Below are 20,775 nucleotides of genomic sequence, written 5' to 3' on the forward strand. Positions count from 1 at the left end.
GGCGACCGCGGCCTCGGCTGAGACCTCGCGACAATCCACCTCGCGATGCGAAACGCGAGGTCCCAATGGCCCCCGGGCTCCGATCGAGATCATAGTTGCGTGATTTGATTCGATCGTTTTGCGGCGCCGACCGGGATTTTGTATGACGGCGTGCATATGACTCTCAGAAGGGAGTCTGACTGTGGCCGCCGCACAACACTCTTGGGTCTATCCTTGCGGTCAGGCCGCCAGCCTGTGTTGCCGCCGCGCCAGGATCAGCAGCGTCACCACGATCGCCAGATTGAGTCCGTTCCAGGCGATGCCATTGGCGAAGGCGGCGGAATAGGATCCTGTGGCGTCGAAGATCACCCCCGACACCCAGCCGCCGAACGACATGCCGAACACCGAGGCAAAGATGATGATGCCGACGCGGGTGGCCGCCTCGCGCGCCGGCATCGCCTCGCGCACGATGATGGCGTAGCTCGGCACGATGCCGCCCTGGAACAGGCCGAACATGCCGGAGATCAGATAGAGCGACGTCAGCCCGTCGAAGAACAGGTAGAACAGCAGCGCAAAGCCCTGCGCCAGCGAACCGATCAAGAGCGTGCGCATGCCGCCGACGCGGTCGGCGAGGAAGCCCGAGCCGATCCGGCTGACGATGCCGAGCGCCATCATCAGCGACAACATCTGGGCACCGACGGCGACGCCATAACCGAGATCGCCGCAATAGGCGACGATATGCACCTGCGGCATCGCCATCGCCACGCAGCAGGCGATGGCGGCGACGCTGAGCAGCACGGTCAGCGCATTGGTGGAGATCGGCACGCTCAGCTGCGGCGGCGCGGCCTGGCTATGGTCATGCGCGCCGGAACCGCCCATGCGGGCACGCAACACCAGTAGCAGCACGCTCATCGTCACCGCACAGAAGATGCCGAGCGCGACATGGGTGGCACGCCAGCCGATCTGCTGCACGCCGAAATTCACCAGCGGCGGCCACACCGTGCCGGCCACGTAATTGCCGGACGCCACGATGGTGACCGCAAGCCCGCGATAACGCTCGAACCAGTGCGAAGCCTCCGCCATCAGCGGCGCAAACGTCACGGACGAGCCGAGCCCGATCAGGAAATACACCGCCTGGAACTGCCACAACGTCACCGAGGCGCCGGCGAGCAGATAGGCGCACGCCGTGCAGGCGATGCTCAGCGCCATCGCGGTGACGATGCCGAACCGGTCGGTGATGCGGCCGACGATGACGCCGCCGAGGCCGAAGCCGAACATCGTCAGTGTGTAGGCCAGCGAGACCGCGCCGCGGCTCGCGGCAAACTCGGCCTGCACCGTCGGCAGCACGACGACGACGGTCCACATCCCGGCGCCGCCGATGGACCCGATGACGAGCGCGAGCACCAGCCGCGCCCAGGCTTGGCGCGAGTCCGGAACGAAGTGAGGCGCTTCCTCGAATCTTGTGTTGGGTCCGTGCACGATGGCAGCAACTTCGTTGCCGCATCCCATCCGGTCAAGCCACATTGCTGCAGCATTGGCCATGCAGAAGCAGCGCAACAGAGGGATTCGTGACAAATGCAGGCATGGCGAGACGGCAGCTGCTGCTCAGCCCTCTTTGCGGCGCAGCGCCTCCTGGGCTAGACTGCTCACCGAAACGGAGCGATTTGCGCGCGGATGTCACTGGGACTGACACGGAGAATGCGGGTTCTGGCGGGACGGCTGCTTGTCCTCGCCTACCTGTTCTGCGTGCTCAGCCCGGGCGTGGCGCTCGCGCTCGCCCACGGGGCTGCGCCGTGCCTCGACGAAGCGGTCGTTGCCGCCTCTCATCATCACGGCGCTGATCATGCGATGGCCGACGGCGTGATGCCGCAGATGCATACCGCTCACGCGCATCATCATGACCATGCAACGGCCGATGCCGGCCTTCATACCGGGCAGGTCCCTGCGCCCGCGCCCACGCATCACGATCACGGCAAGACGCCGGGGCCCTGCTGCGCGATGATGTGCGCTGTCGGACTCACGGCGGTGATGCCGGCCGTCACGCTGCCTTCGCCACTCGCCGCAGCCAGCGAAGCCGCCCGTGAAACCCGCCTGCCCGGGCGCATGCCAGCGCGGCTCGATCGTCCCCCCATCGTCCTGGTCTGAGCGAACGACGCGGGGCCGCGCGCGGCAAGCGCGCGTCCTGTCGCTGATCATCGACAGACCCAAGGACACCTCATGTTGTCGCATCCAAAGGCGACGCCTGCGGCCGGACATCCGGCGCGGCGCGGCCTGCCATTTCCAATGCTGTTGTGCGCGTCGGCGCTGCTGGTGACGCTGAGCGCCTGCCAGCCGCGCACGGTCGCGCTATCCGGCCCTGATCCGGCTGACCCTGCAGCCCGGGCGGCGCCCATGCGCGCCGCCTCGGCAACCGCGCCCTACACCTCGCTGCGCCCGGTCGCCCCCGCGGCATGGGGACCGCGCAGCGATCCCGGCGAGCCGCGCTCCGAACCGAGCCGTTAGGAGCAGACGCATGCCAGGACTCCTCAGGCGCGCGGCGCTCGCCGCGGCCCTCACGCTCGGCGGCTGCGCCTCGTTCTCGCCCGATGGCGGCATGAGCGTCGTCGCCGACATCACCGGCCGCACCATCGGCAAGGACGTCACCTCGGTCCGCAGCGCTGATGACGCCGAGCGCGTCGGTGCCGTGACCCGCACCCTGCTGGCACGGACGCTGTCGAGCGATGCGGCCGTGCAGCTCGCGCTGCTCAACAACAAGGGCCTGCAAGCCGCCTATCATGAGCTCGCGCTGAGCGACGCCGACCGGGTCGAGGCCAGCCTGCCGCCGAACCCGACCTTCTCGCTGATGCGCATCAGCGGCGATGGCGCGCTGGAGGCCGAGCGCCAGGTTGCCGGCGACATCCTCGCGCTCGCCACCCTGCCGCTGCGTTCGGAGATCGCGCGCGAGCGCTTTCGTCAGGCGCAGCTGAAGGCGGCGCTCGCCACCTTGCGGCTCGCCGCGGAGGTCCGCCGCGCCCATGTCCGCGTGGTGGCCGCCAACGAGCAAGTGGCGCTGCTGCTCGAGGCGCAATCGGCCGCGGAGGCGACGGCGAAGCTCGCCCAAAAGCTCGGCGAGACCGGTGCGCTCAACCGGCTCGACCAGGCGCGCGAACAGGTGTTCTACGCCGAGACCACCGCGGAGCTCGCCAGCGCCCGCCGCGCGGCCGGCAGCGCACGCGAGCGGCTGATCCGGCTGATCGGCCTGTGGGGCGACGATCTCAATTTCCGCCTGCCCGAGCGGCTGCCCGCGCTGCCGCGGCGGCCGCTGACGCAGCCCTTCGTCGAGCGCGACGCGGTCGCGCATCGCATCGATCTGCAGATCGCGCGGCTCGAGCTCACGGCGCTCGCAACCTCGCTGCAGCTCAACGAGGCGGCGCGCTTCGTCACCCTGCTGGATCTCGCCGGCCTCGACCGCAAGACCGTCGAGCCCGACGGCCGCGTCATCCGCGAGCGCGGCTATGATGTGCAGTTCCAGATCCCGATCTTCGACGGCGGCGAGGTCCGCGTGCGGCAGGCGGCGGAGACCTACAACATCGCCTTCAACCGCCTGACCGAGCGCGCCGTCACGGTGCGGTCCGAGGCGCGCGATGCCTATCGCCGCTATCGCGCGGCCTACGACATCGCCGGCCACTACGCCCGCGAGGTGCTGCCGCTGCGCCAGATCATCAGCGAAGAGATGCAGCTGCGCTACTCCAGCATGCAGGTCGACATCTTCGCGCTGCTGCTGGAGGCGCGGCAGCGCCTCGCGTCACGCCGCGCCGCGATCGACGCCGTCAGCGATTTCTTCCTCGCCGAAGCCGAGCTGTCCGCCGCGGTGAATGGCGGGGTCACGACGGCCGAGGACAGCGTACAGCAGACCGCGAGCACGCTCGCGCCCACCCATGACTGACAGGAGCGCACCGATGTTGTCACGCCGAACCCTGCTCGGCTCCGCGGCGCTGGCCAGCGCCACGGCCGTCTCCGGCCGCGTCCAGGCTGCTGCCATTCCCGAGGCCCCGACCATGGACAAAGCGGTGATGCAGCCGCCGCTGCGTCCCACCTCCGGCCCGGACTATCAGCCGGTGGTCACGCTCAACGGCTGGTCGCTGCCATCCCGCATGAACGGCGACTGGAAGGAATTCCATCTCGTCGCCGAGCCGGTGACGCGCGAGTTCGCGCCCGGCATGGCCACGCATCTGTGGGGCTATAACGGCCAGTCGCCGGGCCCGACCATCGAGGCCGTCGAGGGCGACAAGGTCCGGATCTTCGTCACCAACAAACTGCCGGAATACACCACCGTGCACTGGCACGGCGTGATCCTGCCCTGCGGCATGGATGGCGTCGGCGGCCTGACCCAGCCGCACATCAAGCCCGGCAAGACCTTCGTCTACGAGTTCGAGATGAAGCATGCCGGCACCTTCATGTATCACCCGCATGCCGACGAGATGGTGCAGATGGCGATGGGGATGATGGGCATGATCGTCGTCCACCCGCGCGCGCACCAGCCGCCGCCGGTCGACCGCGACTTCGTGTTCGTGATGTCGAGCTACCGCATCGAGCCCGGCAGCTATCTGCCGAAGGTCAACGAGATGACCGATTTCAACCTGTGGACCTGGAACGCGCGGGTGTTTCCCGGCATCGATCCCATGCCGGTGCGGCTTGGCGACAAAGTGCGCATCCGCATCGGCAATCTCACCATGACCAACCATCCGATCCATTTGCACGGCCACAAGTTCAAGGTCACAGGCACCGATGGCGGCTGGATTCCGGAGGTGGCGCAAGTCCCGGAGACGACCACCGATGTGCCGGTCGGCACGGTGCGCGTGCTCGACTTCACCGCCGACAATCCCGGCGACTGGGCGTTCCACTGCCACAAGTCGCATCACACGATGAACGCGATGGGCCACGACATGCGCAATTTGATCGGCGTATCCAGGGCCGAGCTGGCGCGGGCCGTCGGCAAGCTCGCGCCGGATGGCATGGTGATGGGCCACACCGGCATGGCGATGGGCAGCATGGAGATGCCGGCGCCCGACAACACGCTGCCGATGATGACGGGCACCGGGCAGTTCGGCCCGATCGAGATGGGCGGCATGTTCACGACGGTGAAGGTGCGCGACGGTCTCGCCCGCGACGACTATCGCGACCCCGGCGCCTATCAGTTTCCTCAAGGCAGCGTCGCCTATGAGGTCGCAAGCGCGCCGGAGCCGGTGCGCCGGAGCGAGAGCGCGACGACACAGACCCGTCCGCGGCGCTGAGGACAGCCAGCTGCGCATGGATCAACATACTCTCATCAAGGGGACCTCAATGAAGACTGGATCTGCGATCGGTGCAGCGGCTGCGGCCGCCCTGATGCTCATTGCGCCGACGCACGGCCATGAGCAGCACGGGCCATCAGGCTATTCCGCCGGCGAGCCCGGCGATGCCAAGCAGCCGTCGCGCACCATCGAGGTGCTGCTCAGCGAGATGGAGTTCGCGCCGGCGCGCATCGAGGTCAAGCGCGGCGAGCAGATCCGCTTCGTGCTGCGCAACACGGGCAAGGAAGACCACGAATTCCTGCTGGCCACCAAGGCCGAGAACCTGAAGCACGCCGCCGTCATGAAGAAGCATCCGCATATGGAGCACGACGAGCCGAACGGCGTGCGGCTCGCGCCGAACAAGACCGCCGAGCTGGTGTGGCGCTTCACCAAGGCCGGGACGTTCGAATATTCCTGCCTGATCCCCGACCATCGCACCTACGGCATGACCGGCCACGTCACCGTCAAGTGACGATGCTCGCTGCGTAGGATTAGAGCCCGGTAGGGCGGATTAGCGTTAGCGTAATCCGCCGCGGTCGCGCCGCTTGGCAATATGGCGGATGACGCTCCGACAATCCGCCCTACACCCCCCTTCCAACCAACCAGGAAAAGGAGACACATGATGCGAACTGATCATCACCTCGCAGCCGCCGCCGCGCTGGTCCTCGCCCTCATCACCCCCGCCGTCGCCGCCGACACGATCAGCGGTGACGTCAAGAAGGTCGACGAGGCCAACGCCAAGATCACCCTGCATCACGGCCCGGCCAAGAGCCTCGGCATGGACGAGGCCATGACCATGGTCTACCGCGTCAAGGACGCCGCGATGCTCAAGGGCCTCAAGGCCGGCGACAAGGTGAAGTTCGAAGCGGTCGAAGAGCCGTCAGGCTATACGGTGACGAAGATCGAGAAGGGGAAGTAGCAGGACACTTTGCGAGCCCCGCTATCTCCACTGTCATTCCAGGCTCATCCGTGGGTGCAGATGCGCCCATGGATGCCCCGGAATGACGCGCGGATGGATGGGCGAACCCGCGGCCGGATGTGTTTGCAGTCAAGTTCTGATCATATGATTGCAGCTCCCTTCACGGAGCACGCGATGAAAGCCTATCTCGTCCTCGACCTCGCCATTCGCGACCTCGCGGCGTTCAAAACCTATATCGCGGCGATCCCCGCCTTCATCGCCAGGCACGGCGGCCGCTACCTCGTCGAGGGCGCGGTGCCCACACCTGTTGAAGGCGACTGGACGCCGGAGCGCATCGTGATCCTGGAATTCCCCTCGCGCCAGAACGCGACGGATTTCCTCGCCGATCCCGACATCCAGGACCTGTTCGCAATCCGGCACCGCACCACGACGAGCCGGCTGGTGCTGGTCGACGGCTGCGTGGAGTGAACCCTATCGACAGGACTTCGCGCGCTTGATCCTCATAAAAGCATGTGCAACGGATGTCCCGCTCTCTGTCTTGGCGAGAGCAACCTGCACCTCCACCGAAGACCTCAGATGCAACTCACCTCACTCCGCCGTGCAGCGATGCTTACCCTCAGCTGCGCCGCCGCCTGGCCAGCGCTGGCGCCGCGCCCGGCCTCCGCGGGCGCCGGCTTCTATGACCTGCGCACACTCTGTCAGCCGCTCGAGATCCACGGTGGATCGCCAGAGGAGAGCGCCTGCCTGAAGGAGATGACAGGCGCCGTCCGGCGCGATGGTCGCAAGCTGACGCTGGGCCTCGCCAACGGCAAGACCAAGGTCATCACCGACGCCAAGGAATGCGAGCCCGAGGGGCCGGAGGCCGATTGCATCAGCTACCGGCTGATCGGCCGCCTCGGCGACTGGCATTACATGCTGCTGGTCAGGCCTTATGAGTGCCCTTACGTGATGCTGGTCAACCGTCGCACCGGCGCCGAGACACCAATCGGCAGCGGTCCTTTTCTGTCGCCAAACGGCAAGCGCTTTGTGACTATCGATCCCCGCGACGATGGAAATTGCGGCATCGACTATCGCATCGGGATGTTTGCCTATGGCGACACCCCGAAGCTGGAATGGAGCTACAAGCCGGAAGGCCTCGAACAATATCAGGTCGATACCTGGATCGGCGACACGCGCGTTCGCCTGCAGGCCTCCGGGGAAACCGACAAGGAAGCGCCGACGGACCTGACGCGCACGGCGCAAGGCTGGCAGCTGAAGCGGCCGAACGGGGAGATGAGCATGGGGACGGCAGCGGCGGCGGCGCAAACGCCCTCACCTCAGCCTGCGACAGCACAAGGCTCCTCTGGTAGCCGGTGAGTTTGTCGCAACAGGCGTCGCATGCCTAACTCGTACGGATCGTCAGATCGTTCGTAGAGTCGTCAATGGCTGAGCTGTACTGGTCGACGGCACCGGAAACCGCGCGCCACTCTCGTAATAGCCAACCGACTTTATCCACCTCTTTGCGTGGAATTGCTCACCGATTCCACTAAGGGCAGCCTGCTCCAAAGTATCGAAGGCGGGTATTGACCGCGTTATGAGCCAATCATGATGAATTCGGCGATCCGGGACAAATTCGGGACAAATGTTCTTTGGACCGTTTGCGGAGGCTGACTCAACGCCCTACGGAGGGTCCGCTACGAGCCCTTGTCGACATTCCATTCTCCCCCAATATGAAAGACGCTACGGGCTGAGGCCCGCCCTGGAGAAACGAGATGATCCCAATTCTTGGCGACCGGATCACCGCGACCCTTCGCTCCCGAACGATGTTGGTTCTGGCGCTGGTAAGTCTCTGTTGTAGCATCGTGGCCAGCCTGACTTGGGCATACGTCCTCTATAGTCGAGAGGTGCACAATCTCGACTCGAGGGTGACTGCCACCCTGGTCTTGACTTTGGCCTTGGCCGGCGCGTCCTTCCTTCTGGCACGGTTTGCCAAAACGCGGCTTCGGACAGTCGCGTCAGCAAACGACGGCACGTGAGCCGAGGTGAGCCATGGCGCTTTGGTCAGCTCGGAGGTCGAGCGGCGGCGCCGCGATCGTCGCACGAGGTCCGGTAGCCCGGAGACGGCCGGACATTGACCAACTGCCGTTGAATGCCCGTAAACCATCAAAGGCAAAAGCCGGGCTTGGACTCGACAACTCGTCATCGTCCATTATTCATTCCAAGCTTGCCTCAAGAGCCATCTATCCTCCGTTCAACTCACGCGAGCACGGGTTGGGCGCGGTCGCAGTCTATGGCGAGACAAGGTTTGACCCATGCCGCGATTGCCGAGCCTGTTTTCGTTCTGGGCTCTCATTGCCTTTGCCGCGCTTGGGCTGCTGCAGCTGTTTCCGTTGACCGGAATCATGCTGATGCTGCTTGGCGGAGCGCTATGGTGTGGGCTCGCGGTACATGCGTTCCTGATCGGCCTCGGCGTGGAAGCGGCGCTGGGCCGCGTGCCGCGCATCCTTTTGGTCGTGCCTCTCGCAGCCTATGCCGCCTACTACATGACGTATCTGCAAGAGACACGCGACATCCGTGACAAGGCCGAGCAGATCCGGGCGAGCAATCCGTCGCGCGCCCTGCCTTTCGACCCCGCACGATATTCGCTCGTGCTGCCGACCAATTCCGCCCAGACGATTGCCGGGCGCTATGACGTCCCCGTAACCTATGACGCCAACCCGAATTTCCAGCCGGAGGGCTTTCTCTCGCATCGCCTTCTGGCTCGCCAACAATGCTCTGACGCATCCGCCGCGCAGGCCCGACTGCGCGCCCAGGGATCCCGCGCTGCATTCGGCCTCGTTCTACCGTTGCGCGTGGATGACAATGCTCTCGTGGCGACCTTCATCAAAAATGTCTGTCTATTGAACTTTCCAGAAAAACCACCGCTGCAGCCAATCGTCGTGACACGCCGCGGGGACGACACCGTGTGGCGGCGCGACCGCGGTATCCTCGAGCAAACAACCGAATTCAGCCTCGACGGCAAGGTATTCGCCACCTACCGTACGGCATCGGTGTGGAGGCTCTCGCCGGTCCCTCTCCTTCTGATCGGCTGCGCCTTGAACTCGGGCGCCCCGTCGTGGGATTGCTTTGCCAACTTCAACCGCACCTTGGAGACGGTCGATACGACGCCCGCCAACGTCGACAAGATGCTCTACGACCTGCCCGAGAGCATCGTGCTCGGCCTGCGCAAACATCTCGCCAGCGACTATGCCGACGACAAGGGCGACGACCAGTGGCAGCCGCTTTTGCAGCGAATTGATGATTATCAGCAGCGGCAGACGCAATTCGATCGCGATCACAATGCGGACCTGTTCGCGCAGTTTGTCGACTTCGTTCACGATAGCGCCGTCGAGACAAGCGGGACGGGCGTGTTCATCAACATCGTTTACAAGGGATCGATCGCGCCGCCCGGCAACATGGAGCACGCCGTGCTCGCGGCGCCCGAGAAGCTGGCCCCTCTCAGGGATGCCATTGTGGAGCGTTTCATTCAATTGACGGGATCCTCCATCGGCGTGAACAACAAATGGTACAGGCTGCTGGACAAGAGCCTCGTTGCGCTGCCTCGCGAGGCCTATGCGAGCATGACAGATGATCAAGTCAATCGGTTGCTCGAGGCACTTGGGGCTTCCAGAGGCTGGGATTATTTCCGTGAACTCTACCTCAGAATGACCGATGCCGGATTGCGGACAGAGCCGTTTTTCGAGCGCGAATTGGCCAAGCTGCAAAACAGAGGCGCTTCCAAATCGTTGGTGCCGGAGCTGGCGATCTGCCGCCTCGGGCAGGCCGACGAGCACACCAGAGAGATTCTGCGCAAGGCGTTCGCGGATACGTCAAACACCGACCAGTTCGACGATCCGGTCGAGCACAACTCAGCTGTGTTCGTCACGTTGCTCCGGCTCGGCGACGCGGCGGCGGCGCATGGCGCGCCGGCCAGCTTCACGCGGGAAGATGTCGTCAGCTGGTACGACGCCGTTCGCCAGGGCAAGGGCCGGACGGATGTCGGTCCGAACAATTGTAATGGCTGGGGACGATCGGGCTTTCGCGATATGAACTGGTGGCGGCGCTTCCCTCAGCCGCTCCGCGCCAGCCTCGTCTATCAGGACAAGGCGTGGGTCGAGGCCAAAGCGAATTGACGGACACGGGATGTTGCGCGGGAGCAGAGGCATTCAGGATAGCAACGGTCCTTCTGCCGCCAGCCAAATTCGTCGTCCGTCCCGCCGGCGACACTTCAGTGAGAAGAACCGGCGCCGAATGTCGTGCCGGCGCACGGCTCATTCGGAGCGTGCCACGAGCTGACGTTCAGGAGGCTGCCCAGGCGCTCGCGTTAGAGCCTCCCTGTCTCCGTTCGTGCCGTGTTCGGCAGTCATAGAACTGAGGACTTGACCTGGACGGCGTTCCCTCGCACTGATCAGCTACACGTTCGCGCGCATGGTGATGCTGGTTGGTCGGTCGAATCCTTCGTGCGCAGTCTCACCGATCTTCACGAAGCCCATGCGGCCAAAGGCCCCGTGATTTTCCGTCAGCTCAATGCGGGTTTGCAGCTCGAGCGCTTTCAGGCCCAACCGGCGCGCTTCCTCGCCGGCGGCGTCCACCAGCCGTCGCCCGATCCCTGCGCCTTGCAGGCCCGGTCGAACGGCAAGCTTGCCCAGATAGAGCGCATCGCCCTTGGGTCGCACAAACACGCAGCCGACAAGATCGCCTGCATCATCCGCCAGCAGCAGGGCCCCCTTTTCAGCGTCTTCCTGCATTGACTGCGGCGTGATCCGCAATGCGGATGACGGAGGGTCGATCCGTGCGTCCATATAGGCGAATGCTTCAAGGATCAGCGCGCGAACCTGTTCCCAATCACTGAAATCGGGAGGGGCGCGGCGAATGATGATGACCCGCGCATCGGGATTTTCTGATCTCATGGCCGCAATGTAGCTCATTCGGAATGGCGGGTGCTTGGCAGGCAACCCAGCCGCCGCGAGGACTGCGGCTGCCGTGCCGACAACAAGGAAAGAGCTGCCTATTGGAAGATCTCACCGTAGAAGGGTCAAGACACGAGCTGGTGCAGCGATACGTTTCGAGACTCGCAATCTCAAGCGCGTCCCATATGTCCTGCAATTTTCCTCTTTCATTTTTTCCGAAACCATGTATATCTCTCCCCGTCCTGCTTCCGCCGGAGGGGCGTGTCGCGACCGTCACGAGACGTGGGAGGTGGGATGCGATGGGCGCAGCGGGTCGCAGCGTGGCTTCGTGCCGCGCCGACGAACGGTTCGTTGCGCACGGCGAAATCGTGCGGTCCTGACACCCCGACGCTGGTGTCCCGCGGCGGCGTGCGTAAGCGCATCGTCGCGCATGGTGGCCAAGAAGCCCGGTGCACCAGGGAGACCACGTATAAGCCGTTCCAACCATTGCGCAGGGAAGGCCGGACGTTTTCGGCCAGACCTGTGGTGACTGCCGCCTGCTTTTTGTCTGCAGGCGGGCCACGGGCGCGGTCGGCGCCCGGCCTTCCCTGCGCCCTCCATCTGCTTCGAGGGCGGATCTGATGCACAGCTCGGGCGCAAGGCGCTGCGAGAGCGTGGTCGCATGTCTGGAGATATATCCATAGAGACGCACTGTCGTGGCAGACGTGACGAGACGTGGAGATCGATCGATGCAGCGCCCGACTCTTGCGTGCTCTCCTGGCGCTCTCTCCCGCATGCGGGGCCGATGCTGATGGACTTGAGCTTGCGGTCAGCAGCGGATCACACGTCGTCATCCGGCTGTGTCATGGTCGCCTGCCAGCAGGGCCGCAGAGGGCATCGTTCGAACCCAGGCCCCGGTGAATAATTCGTGAAATCAGGTTTTTGCCTTCCTCGACCACAGAAGATGCCCATGAATTTGCCTTTCAACCGTGGAGGTTCCGTCACTATACTCTTCTACCGGACCCTGTAGGCACGATGACATGCATTGCTTGGTTTGCGGGACGGCAAACCCTGCCGAGAACCGCTACTGCCACAGTTGCGGTGTCCCATTCTCGACGCGCTGCACCCAGTGCAGCCACCAGAATTGGCCGACGGCACGGTTCTGCGGCGCGTGCGGCGCGACGCTGGAGGCGAGGCCGGTCCGGTCGCGGACCGGACGGCAGGCCTTCGGCGAACGCAAACAGGCCACGGTGCTGTTTGCCGACATCGTGAGCTCCACGGAGCTGGTCGTCGGCCTGGATCCGGAGCAAGCGATGGAGCGCCTGGCGCCGGCGGTGGCGACCATGTGCGAGGCCGTCGAGCGCTGCGGGGGCACCGTCATCCGCACATTGGGCGACGGCGTCATGGCGATGTTCGGCGCCCCGCTGGCGCTGGAGGGCCACGCACTCCTGGCCTGCGAGGCTGCGTTACGCATGCAGGAGGCATTTCCTCCCCATGACGGCGGGCTGCGGCTGCGGCTCGGCCTGCATTCGGGAGAGGTGGTCTCGGAGCTGTCGGCCGGCGAGCTGAGCACCGATCGCGGAGCCCACGGTTCGACCATTCACCTCGCCAGTCGCTTGCAGCAGATGGCCGAGCCAGGCGGCATCTGCATCACGGAGGACTGCTACCGTCTGGTCCGCTCCTACTGCGACGTACGGCCGCTGGGACGCCATGCCTTGAAGGGGTTTCCCGAACCCTTGGAGATCTACGGTCTGCTCAGCTTCAAGCCCGCGGTCGCCAGCCAGCACTTCCGCGGCGCGAATCTCACCTCGTTCCTCGGCCGCGATCCCGAGATCGCCATTCTGCAGCGCGCGCTTCGGCGCGCCGAGAGCGCCGACACGCGCGTGATCGGCATCTCGGGTCCGCCCGGTGCGGGCAAGAGCAGGCTCTGCTTCGAATTTGCGCAATGGTGCCGCAGTCGCCAGGTCCCCGTGTTCGAAGCTCGCGCGCTGCTCTACGGCCATGCCACTCCCCTCCAGCCGGTGCTCGAATTGCTGCGGCTGTTTTGCCGGATCGCGCCCACCGACGATGCGGTGATCGCGCGCGATCGCATCCGCGAACGGCTTTCGACGATCGGCGCGGCATTCGATGCCGACTTTCCGCTGGTCTGCGAGTTTCTCGGTGTCGCCGACGACGAAAGCGCTCCGGTCCTGTTGTCGCTTTCGCCCAAGGCCAGGCATGGACGGCTGCTCGACATCATGCGCCGCATGGTCCGCGACAGCGGCAAGACGACATCCGTCATCATCTTGGAAGACCTGCATTGGCTCGACGAGGCCAGCGAGGACTTCGTCGGCACGCTTGTCGACGCGATCCGCGGCAGCCGGACGATGATCGTCCTGACCTTCCGGCCGAGCTACGCGGCGTCATGGATGCAGTGCGGCTACCATCAGCAGATTTCGCTCGCCGACCTCACACCCACCGAAACCGACGATCTCGTCCGCGATTTGATCGGCGATCGCCCCGAGCTGAATGACGTTCGCCGGCGCGTCGCGGAGAGAAGCGGCGGCAACCCGTTCTTTGCCGAGGAGCTCGTGCGCTCGCTGGCCGAGAACGGCAGCATCTTCGGTGATCCCGGCGACTACTCGCTCGGCTTCATCGCAGTCGAGAGCGCTCTTCCGACCACGGTCCAGGCCGTCATCGGCGCGCGTATCGATCGCCTCGTCGAGGCCGACAAGGCGATCCTGCAGATTGCCGCCGTCATCGGTGCGGAATTTCCGTGGGACATGCTCGAGAGGCTTTCCTCGGCGCCGGCCAGCGAGATCGAGAGGAGCCTGGAGGCGCTTTGCGATGCCGAGCTGCTGCAGCGACAGGCTGCGCCGGATGGGCGCTGGTATTCGTTTCGGCATCCTCTCATCCAGGAGGTCGCCTATGCCGCGCAGCTCAAGACCCGACGCAGCGCGCTCCACGCGTCCGTCGCCGACGCGATGCAGCACTTCTACAAGGATCGGATCGACGAATTCTCCGGTCTGTTCGCCTATCATTACGAGGCCGCGGGTCAGCTCGGCGAAGCCGCGAACTACGCAGCCCGCGCAGCAACCTGGGTCGGCTCCACCCATTCCGCGCAGGCGATCAAGCACTGGCAGAAGGTGCGCACGCTGCTGCAGAAGCAGGCCCGGTCAAGGGCCACCGACGAGCTGAGGATCATGGCAAGCGGCCAGCTCGCCTGGCTCGGCTGGAGGGAAGGTCTGACGGCCGACGAAGGCAAGCCGTTCATCGACGAAGCCCTGGCATGGTCTCGGGAGACCGACAACGGGATGATCCCGCTGCTGCTGCTCGTCGACGGCCGGATCAAGGTGACGAGCGGCAGCCCTGCCGACGCCTATGTCGAGCTCGTCAAGGAGGGGCTCGCCCTGCTCCGGGACGACCGGCAGGCCGGTCGCATTGCCACGCTGAACGTCGCCCTGAGCCAGGCGTATGGGTGGGCGGGGCTGCTGAACGACGCGCTCGCGGCGAACAGCGCGGCGGTCGCTGGGATGTCGCGGATCGAGAAGTTCGACCATCGCTTCCTGGGATACAGCGTCGAGCACTGGGCCCTGGGCCTGCGCGGGCGCATTCTCGCCAGACTTGGCCGCTTGGAGGAGGCCGCCAGGAACTTTGACACGCTGCTGGCGATCGAGGAGGACCTCCAGGATCCGACGGCCCGGCTGATCCCGCATCTCGGCTATGTCGATCTCGCCTGGTGCCTGGGTGACGCCGCCCTGGCCAAACGGCACGCGCTGCGGGTTGCGCAGATCGCCGAGAAGCATGGGAGTCCTTACCTCAGGGTGTTTGCGCTGGCCTGCACCGGCACCGCCAGAAGCGTCGCCGGCGACGTCGCGACCGCCGCGCATGACCTCGTCACCGGGCTCGAATTCCTGCGCAAGACCAAAGCGGCGATGGAGTATGAGCCGGAAATTCTGGCGAGCCTTGCGGACTGCCATTTCCGGAACGGCGATGCGGCGCGAGCCCTGGACGTCGCGAAAGAGGCCATTCAGCTCGCGCAGCAGCGCAATGCGCGCCTCCCCGAATGCCGCGCCTGCATCACCTGCGGCATGGCGCTGGTCGCCGAACGCGGTGTCGGCGCGACCGCAGAGGCCAAGGCGCTGTTCGCACGCGCCGAGCAGCTCATCCGGTTGACCGGGGCCAGCATCTACGAACCGGTGCTGGCCCGGGCCCGCGAGCAGACCGCGCTCAACGGCCACCATCCGGTGTGCTGATCAGCAACGTGAACTCGCGCAGGCCATAGCCGGCGACGACCTTGGCCGATGACCGGAGCCGATCCCTGGCAAACTGGACCCAGGGCTCCGGCATCGTACAGTACAGACGCTCCGGATCGGCATTCACCGGATCGGGCGTCATGAAGTTGACGGCGAGACCGCGGCGGCTGTGCGCATGCATGTCGACGAGGGTCTGGCCGACATAGCGCTCCCAGGTTTCGACCGGATGATCGAGCCTGACGTTGAAGATGCCGCTCGCCACCGAATAGTCGGCGACGCGGGGACTGTGCGCGGCAACCCTGAATCCGGCCCGGCTCAGGTCGCGCTGCAGCCGGTCCGCCTGGGCGATCATGGCCGGTGAGAGATCGAAGCCGAGATAATCGATCTCCGTCTCCCCATGATATCGGGAGAGATAGGAGAGCAAGGCTCCATAGCCGCATCCCACGTCGTTCAGCGCAAGCGGAGCCGAGAAGTCGCAGATTCTCAGGAGCTGCAGGAAGCGCACGTCCTGGGTAATGATGGAGTCCCAATCGGCGCCCGCAGGCACCGGACCAAAGGCGATGATCTTCTCGCTGTAATAGGACTCGACGCTCGCATGAATCTCGTCGAGCACGCGCGCGTCGCATTCCCGGTCCGGAGCCGCGCGCATCACGGCTTCCCGGCGGCTCCGGCTCCTTGCGGAAGGAGCGCCGCGCGCCCCGTCCAGGGCGTCATCGGGAACGAGATGGTCAGATAGTCGTCCTCCATATAGAGCAGAGGCTTGCCGTGATAGGCGAGCACGCGGGGGTCGTCGCCCAGCTTGTGCGTGGTGAAGTAGACCGGCTGCGGAACATCCAGTTCGAAGTTCTTCCGCAAAGCGGTCACGACACCCCGGTCCCCCGCTTCTCCTGTGTCGGTGCCATCCATCGCGAAACGCTCGCGCGAAAGACCGTTGAGATACGCGTAAAACTTGTTCTTGAGCGCCGGATTCCAGAAGCCGCCGAGCCCGAGCAGAGCAAAACTGTCTGCCAGCGAATGCTCGTCCGAAAAGATCGCAAACGCCTGGTGAAGCGACTTGAGCTCATCGATTCCGTCCATCAGCGGCAGGCTGAGCGGCGGCGACGCGGCTTCCGTTACGACTCGGGAAAATCGCAAATTGGCGAGGTCCAGCAAGCTTGAAATGAGATGATCGTCTTGACGAAAAAATGGCCCCATCGCGCCCCTCCGACATGTAGTCGACTGTTTTTGCCCCCTGAGATTGTAACCAGATTCAGCTCAAAGGAAACTTCATTTTGTGAGCTGAGATGCGGTCCGGCGGCGCCATCAATCGTGCGCGTTTGAATCATCTCCGATGCCGTCGACCTGCGTCTCGTCCGCAAACAGGTTGCGCGCACGGGCTCCGGAGACCTGGCTCAGGAGAAGGAGCACCAGTCTGGCCATGGCCCAGCGGGACGCGGCTTTCGGCGCGTTGCCCCCCCCCCGCCGGCCGCCTGCGTTAACCTTTTGCTAACCATAGCGCGGGCAAGCTTTGCCGCGTCGCGCGGCGCGTGGCCCGGCAGCGGACGACGTGTCCGACAATGTCTGGCTGCCGCGGCCGTCGGCACCAATGCCGCGATCGGCTCGACCTGCGGCCCGGCGGGCGCTCCGCCACGCGGCGGCAGGCCGTTTCGTACGCGCCACCGCAAAGTTCGCCCGGAGAGAAGCCTTGAGCACCGTCGGTTCGCGCGCCTTCCAGAAGGCACGGCAGGAAAAGAAGCAGAAGAAGCTGATCGAGACGCAGCTGACGGCGGCCTACACGGCGTTCCGCGCCGGGCGCCAGACGGATACGCAGGCGCTGTGCGCGAAGCTGCTGCAGGAGGTGCCGGACTGTTTCGATGCCATGCATCTGCTCGGCGTGTCGCTGGTCTCGGCCGCACGTTTCGCGGAGGCTGTGACCTTCCTGGCGCAGGCCACGGCGCTCGAGCCGAACTCGGCCGACGCGCAGTCCAATCTCGGCTGGGCTCTGGTCAATTGCGAACGCTACGCCGAGGCCCGCACGGCGCTGGAGCGGTCGCTGGCGCTGAGGCCGAATGCACCGATCACCTTGCGCAATCTGACCATCGCCCTGCTGCGGCTGAAGCAGGGCGAGGCCGCGCTGGCCACGGCAACGCGGGCGCTTGAGCTGAAGCTGGATGACGTCGATTCCTGGTGCAACCGCAGCGTCGCCGAGCTGATGCTGCGGCGCTGGGACGCCGCCGCCGCCAGCGCCGAACGCGCGCTGACGTTCAACCCGACCCATTTCGAGGCCATGGTCAACAAGGGCCTCGCGCATCTCGAGCTGCATCATTTCGAGCTGGCGGAAGCGACCTTCAATGCAGCGCTCGCCGCGCGTCCTGTTCATGCAGAGCTCCGGGCGCATCGCGGCCGGTTGTACATGCTGTCGGGACATACCGACGCGGCCGAAGCGGATTTCGATGCCGCCGTCGCGCTGGATCCCGGCCTGCAGCTGGGCTGGCAGGGCAAGGCGCAGATCTCGATCCTCAAAGGCAATGTGGCGCAGGCGATGGCGGCGTGCCGGCGCGTGCTCGACGCCAATCCCGCCGCCCAGACCGCCCTCACTTTGCTCGGCGCCTGCCTCGGGCGGCTCGGCGACGTCGCCGGCGCGATCGCGCAGTTCGATCAGGCGCTGACGGTGCAGCCGGACTACGACGAGGCGATCACCAAGAAGATCTTCTATCTCGACTTCCTCTCCGGCGCCGACTTCGCCGTTCAGCAGGCGGCGCGGCAATATTGGTGGATGGCGGTCGGCTCGAAATTCCCGCGCCGCAAGCTTGCGCCCCGCTCGCTCGATCCCGATCGGCGCATCATCGTCGGCTACGTCTCGGCCGATTTCCGCATGCACTCGGCGGCCTTCGCCTTCCTGCCGGTGCTGCGCGGACACGACAAGACCCAGATGCAGGTCAACTGCTACTCGACGTCGCCGCGGCACGACGACTTCACTGCGCAATTCAAGTCGATCGCCGATGTCTGGGTCGAGGCGTCCAGCCTCTCCGACGACGAGCTCGCCGACCGCATCCAGGCCGATGGCGTCGACATCCTGGTCGATCTCTCCGGCTACACCACCGGCATGCGGATGCCGGTGTTCGCGCGCAAGCCGGCGCCGATCCAGGTCACGGCCTGGGGCAGCGGCACCGGCACCGGCCTTGCGACGATGGACTACTTCTTTGCCGATCCGGTCACCGTGCCCGAGAGCGTCCGGCCGCTGTTCGCCGAGCACGTCCACGATCTGCCGTCGGTGATCACGATCGATCCGCTGCTCGATGTTCCGCCGTCGCCATTGCCGATGCTGCAGAACGGTCATGTCAGCTTCGGCGTCTACAACCGTATCGACAAGATCTCCGACGAGGCGATCGCGCTGTGGGCGCGGCTGCTTGCCGAGGTGCCGGACGCCGTGCTCGTCATCAAGCATCTCGCGCTCAACGATCCCTTGGTGCGCGATGGTCTGATCGGCCGCTTCGTCAGCCGAGGCGTGCCCGAGGCGCGCCTCGTCTGCCTCGGCGCCAGCGAACGCAGCGAGCATCTGCGCTCCTACGGACGCATCGACATCTCGCTCGATCCGTTCCCGCAGAACGGCGGCGTCTCGACATTCGAGTCGCTTTACATGGGTGTACCGGTCGTCGCCAAGCTCGGCGCCGGCGCGGCCTCGCGCGCGGCAGGGGGCATCCTGACCGCGGCGGGGCTCGCCGACTGGGTCGCCGATGATGACGACGGCTACATCCGCATCGCCAAGAGCTTCGCCGCACAGCCGGAGCTGCTGGCGAAGCTGCGCGGCGAGCTGCCGGCCATGGTCGCGCGCTCGCCGGCCGGCGACGTCGCCAACTACACGCGCTGCGTCGAGGCGGGCTATCGGCAATTCTGGCGCACATATTGCGCAAAGGGAGGCGGCTGATCGAAGCGGCTCTCCGCACCCGCCCGCTCGGGCCCGAGCCGCGGGCTCAGATCGCACCGACGCGCGTCAAGTGCACAACCAGGAGATGCAGAAATTTCGACGATGCCATTTTGACCGGGTATATCCCCGCGGCCCCTGATCCCTGCATCGATGGGCCGGCCCCGTCCTCGATAGAGCGCAATCAAGGATATGGCTTTTTGGTGGCAACGATCGCCGCGGCCGCCGCCTGATCTACGACCAACCGGCGAGTAGTAGACCCCTCTCACCGACCGGGGAGATAATCAGGGAGAAAAAACGCCGGCTTTGCGATCGCAGTGCGGCCGGCAACGGAGGACGAGGGGAATGCGGGGCGCGGTGTTGAGTTGTGTTGTTGCGGCTGGCGTGGCTCTGGCGGCGCTGGCGCCGGTCGCCGCGCAGACCGTGCGAGCGCCGAAATCGGCGACGGCGGCCGCCGCCGGCGAAGGCGGCAAGCTGCAGGAGTCCAACGAATGGACGGTCGGCATCGCCGGCGGCCTGCTCGAAGGCACCAACATCCGTTTTGCCGCCGAGATGGCCAAGGTGCTCGACGACCGTCCGAACCTGCGCGTGCTGCCGATGGTGACCTATGGCGCGCTCGGCAACATCGAGGACCTGCTGTATCTGCGCGGCGTCGACGTCACCATCACCTCGGCCGACGTGCTCGACGAGTTCGTGCGCAACGGCACGCTCGCCAACATCAAGAACCGCATCCGCTACATCTGCTCGTTCTACATCAACGAGATGCACGTCTACGTCCGCCCCGAGATCAAGACGCTGGAGGATCTCCAGGGCAAGAAGGTCAGCTTCAACACGGTGGGAAGTGCTGCGAACCTCACCGGCGGCATCGTGTTCGACCGGCTCAAGATCGGCGCGGAGAAGGTGTTCATCAACAATTCGGTGGCGCTGGAGAAGATGCGGACCGGCGAGATCGCCGGCGTCGTGCACGTGACCGGCAAGCCGACCGACCTGTTCGCCAAGTTCAAGCCCGAGCCCGGCTTCCACTTCCTGCCCGTCCCGTTCGCGCGCAGCCTGCAGGATTACTACGTGCCGACCAAGCTGACGTCGCAGGACTACCCGAACCTGCTCAAGCCCGGCGAGACCATCGAGACGATCGGCGTGCCGCAGGTGCTGGCGGTCTACAACTGGTCGCCGGAGACCGAGCGCTATCGCCGCGTCTCGCGTTTCGTGGAGTATCTGTTCAAGCGGTTCGACCAGTTCAAGCAGCCGCCGTTCCACCCGAAATGGAACGAGATCAACCTCGCCTCCTCGCTGCCCGGCTGGACCCGTTTTCGCGCGGCGGAGGAGCTGCTCGCGAGCACGCGTTCGCCAGAGGCCGACGTCGCCGTCAAGCAGCAGTTCGATCAGTGGATGAGCGCCAAGACCACCCCCGGCGGCCGGCGGATGAGCGAGGACGAGACCAGGGTGCTGTTCGAGCAGTTTCGCGACTGGATGAAGCGCGATGGCGGCCAGCCGGCGCGCTAGCGCCGCTGCTTTCGCA

General features: G+C 65.3%; 16 protein-coding genes. 12 read left to right on the forward strand and 4 right to left on the reverse strand.

Annotated elements, in window-relative coordinates:
* Window positions 1-219: 219 nt before the first annotated feature.
* The gene (locus QQL87_RS17290; protein ID WP_284420141.1) at window positions 220-1,458 is read right to left on the reverse strand and encodes an MFS transporter; all 1,239 of its coding nucleotides are present in this window, start codon (window positions 1,456-1,458) and stop codon (window positions 220-222) included.
* Between the two features lie 219 nt (window positions 1,459-1,677).
* Here QQL87_RS17290 and QQL87_RS17295 point away from each other — a divergent pair, with 219 nt between their 5' ends.
* From QQL87_RS17295 to QQL87_RS17335, 9 genes are all read left to right on the forward strand, one after another.
* Window positions 1,678-2,124, forward strand: a complete 447-nt coding sequence (locus QQL87_RS17295) for a hypothetical protein (RefSeq protein WP_284420142.1) — start codon at window positions 1,678-1,680, stop codon at window positions 2,122-2,124.
* Between the two features lie 72 nt (window positions 2,125-2,196).
* On the forward strand, window positions 2,197-2,481 hold the full coding sequence (locus QQL87_RS17300; protein ID WP_284420143.1) for a hypothetical protein: 285 nt from the start codon (window positions 2,197-2,199) through the stop codon (window positions 2,479-2,481).
* A 10-nt stretch (window positions 2,482-2,491) separates the two neighbouring features.
* Window positions 2,492-3,904: a TolC family protein gene (locus QQL87_RS17305; RefSeq protein ID WP_284420144.1), complete on the forward strand. Its 1,413-nt coding sequence runs from the start codon at window positions 2,492-2,494 to the stop codon at window positions 3,902-3,904.
* 13 nt (window positions 3,905-3,917) lie between these two features.
* Complete coding sequence (locus QQL87_RS17310; protein ID WP_284420145.1) at window positions 3,918-5,252, forward strand: multicopper oxidase family protein; 1,335 nt, start codon at window positions 3,918-3,920, stop codon at window positions 5,250-5,252.
* A gap of 49 nt (window positions 5,253-5,301) precedes the next feature.
* Window positions 5,302-5,763, forward strand: coding sequence for a cupredoxin domain-containing protein (locus QQL87_RS17315; RefSeq protein ID WP_284420146.1), 462 nt, complete (start codon window positions 5,302-5,304; stop codon window positions 5,761-5,763).
* A 150-nt stretch (window positions 5,764-5,913) separates the two neighbouring features.
* Window positions 5,914-6,210: a copper-binding protein gene (locus tag QQL87_RS17320; protein WP_284420211.1), complete on the forward strand. Its 297-nt coding sequence runs from the start codon at window positions 5,914-5,916 to the stop codon at window positions 6,208-6,210.
* A 174-nt stretch (window positions 6,211-6,384) separates the two neighbouring features.
* A complete protein-coding gene (locus tag QQL87_RS17325; RefSeq protein WP_284420147.1) occupies window positions 6,385-6,678 on the forward strand; it encodes a DUF1330 domain-containing protein in 294 nt (97 codons plus the stop codon).
* A 138-nt stretch (window positions 6,679-6,816) separates the two neighbouring features.
* Window positions 6,817-7,566 (forward strand): hypothetical protein, encoded by a 750-nt coding sequence (locus QQL87_RS17330; RefSeq protein ID WP_284420148.1) that lies wholly within the window; start codon window positions 6,817-6,819, stop codon window positions 7,564-7,566.
* Window positions 7,567-8,501: 935 nt separating this feature from the next.
* Window positions 8,502-10,361 (forward strand): hypothetical protein, encoded by a 1,860-nt coding sequence (locus QQL87_RS17335; RefSeq protein ID WP_284420149.1) that lies wholly within the window; start codon window positions 8,502-8,504, stop codon window positions 10,359-10,361.
* 279 nt (window positions 10,362-10,640) lie between these two features.
* Here QQL87_RS17335 and QQL87_RS17340 read toward each other — a convergent pair whose 3' ends face one another.
* Window positions 10,641-11,138 carry a GNAT family N-acetyltransferase gene (locus tag QQL87_RS17340; RefSeq protein ID WP_284420212.1) on the reverse strand — a complete coding sequence of 166 codons (498 nt, stop codon included), beginning with the start codon at window positions 11,136-11,138 and terminating at the stop codon, window positions 10,641-10,643.
* Window positions 11,139-12,157: 1,019 nt separating this feature from the next.
* On the opposite strand from QQL87_RS17340, the gene QQL87_RS17345 reads away from it, so the two are divergent.
* The gene (locus QQL87_RS17345; protein ID WP_284420150.1) at window positions 12,158-15,352 is read left to right on the forward strand and encodes an AAA family ATPase; all 3,195 of its coding nucleotides are present in this window, start codon (window positions 12,158-12,160) and stop codon (window positions 15,350-15,352) included.
* Here QQL87_RS17345 and QQL87_RS17350 read toward each other — a convergent pair.
* Window positions 15,327-16,001 carry a methyltransferase gene (locus QQL87_RS17350; protein WP_284420151.1) on the reverse strand — a complete coding sequence of 225 codons (675 nt, stop codon included), beginning with the start codon at window positions 15,999-16,001 and terminating at the stop codon, window positions 15,327-15,329. The genes QQL87_RS17345 and QQL87_RS17350 overlap by 26 nt on opposite strands.
* Window positions 16,001-16,546 carry a hypothetical protein gene (locus QQL87_RS17355; protein ID WP_284420152.1) on the reverse strand — a complete coding sequence of 182 codons (546 nt, stop codon included), beginning with the start codon at window positions 16,544-16,546 and terminating at the stop codon, window positions 16,001-16,003. The genes QQL87_RS17350 and QQL87_RS17355 overlap by 1 nt, the downstream gene beginning before the upstream one ends.
* 490 nt (window positions 16,547-17,036) lie before the next feature.
* Here QQL87_RS17355 and QQL87_RS17360 point away from each other — a divergent pair, with 490 nt between their 5' ends.
* Window positions 17,037-19,259, forward strand: coding sequence for an O-linked N-acetylglucosamine transferase family protein (locus QQL87_RS17360; protein WP_284420154.1), 2,223 nt, complete (start codon window positions 17,037-17,039; stop codon window positions 19,257-19,259).
* A 342-nt stretch (window positions 19,260-19,601) separates the two neighbouring features.
* A complete protein-coding gene (locus QQL87_RS17365) occupies window positions 19,602-20,759 on the forward strand; it encodes a TAXI family TRAP transporter solute-binding subunit (protein WP_284420155.1) in 1,158 nt (385 codons plus the stop codon).
* The last annotated feature ends 16 nt before the right edge of the window (window positions 20,760-20,775 follow it).

Origin of the sequence: Bradyrhizobium sp. SSBR45G (genome assembly GCF_030159255.1) — a bacterium.
In the GTDB taxonomy this organism is placed as follows: Bacteria; Pseudomonadota; Alphaproteobacteria; order Rhizobiales; family Xanthobacteraceae; genus Bradyrhizobium.

Bases quoted from the DNA above. Each gene is read 5' to 3' on its own strand.
- QQL87_RS17295 (WP_284420142.1), top strand. From the start codon at position 1,678: ATGCGGGTTCTGGCGGGACGGCTGCTTGTCCTCGCCTACCTGTTCTGC.
- QQL87_RS17300 (WP_284420143.1), top strand. From the start codon at position 2,197: ATGTTGTCGCATCCAAAGGCGACGCCTGCGGCCGGACATCCGGCGCGG.
- QQL87_RS17305 (WP_284420144.1), top strand. From the start codon at position 2,492: ATGCCAGGACTCCTCAGGCGCGCGGCGCTCGCCGCGGCCCTCACGCTC.
- QQL87_RS17310 (WP_284420145.1), top strand. From the start codon at position 3,918: ATGTTGTCACGCCGAACCCTGCTCGGCTCCGCGGCGCTGGCCAGCGCC.
- QQL87_RS17315 (WP_284420146.1), top strand. From the start codon at position 5,302: ATGAAGACTGGATCTGCGATCGGTGCAGCGGCTGCGGCCGCCCTGATG.
- QQL87_RS17320 (WP_284420211.1), top strand. From the start codon at position 5,914: ATGCGAACTGATCATCACCTCGCAGCCGCCGCCGCGCTGGTCCTCGCC.
- QQL87_RS17325 (WP_284420147.1), top strand. From the start codon at position 6,385: ATGAAAGCCTATCTCGTCCTCGACCTCGCCATTCGCGACCTCGCGGCG.
- QQL87_RS17330 (WP_284420148.1), top strand. From the start codon at position 6,817: ATGCTTACCCTCAGCTGCGCCGCCGCCTGGCCAGCGCTGGCGCCGCGC.
- QQL87_RS17335 (WP_284420149.1), top strand. From the start codon at position 8,502: ATGCCGCGATTGCCGAGCCTGTTTTCGTTCTGGGCTCTCATTGCCTTT.
- QQL87_RS17340 (WP_284420212.1), bottom strand. From the start codon at position 11,138: ATGAGATCAGAAAATCCCGATGCGCGGGTCATCATCATTCGCCGCGCC.
- QQL87_RS17345 (WP_284420150.1), top strand. From the start codon at position 12,158: ATGCATTGCTTGGTTTGCGGGACGGCAAACCCTGCCGAGAACCGCTAC.
- QQL87_RS17350 (WP_284420151.1), bottom strand. From the start codon at position 16,001: ATGCGCGCGGCTCCGGACCGGGAATGCGACGCGCGCGTGCTCGACGAG.
- QQL87_RS17355 (WP_284420152.1), bottom strand. From the start codon at position 16,546: ATGGGGCCATTTTTTCGTCAAGACGATCATCTCATTTCAAGCTTGCTG.
- QQL87_RS17365 (WP_284420155.1), top strand. From the start codon at position 19,602: ATGCGGGGCGCGGTGTTGAGTTGTGTTGTTGCGGCTGGCGTGGCTCTG.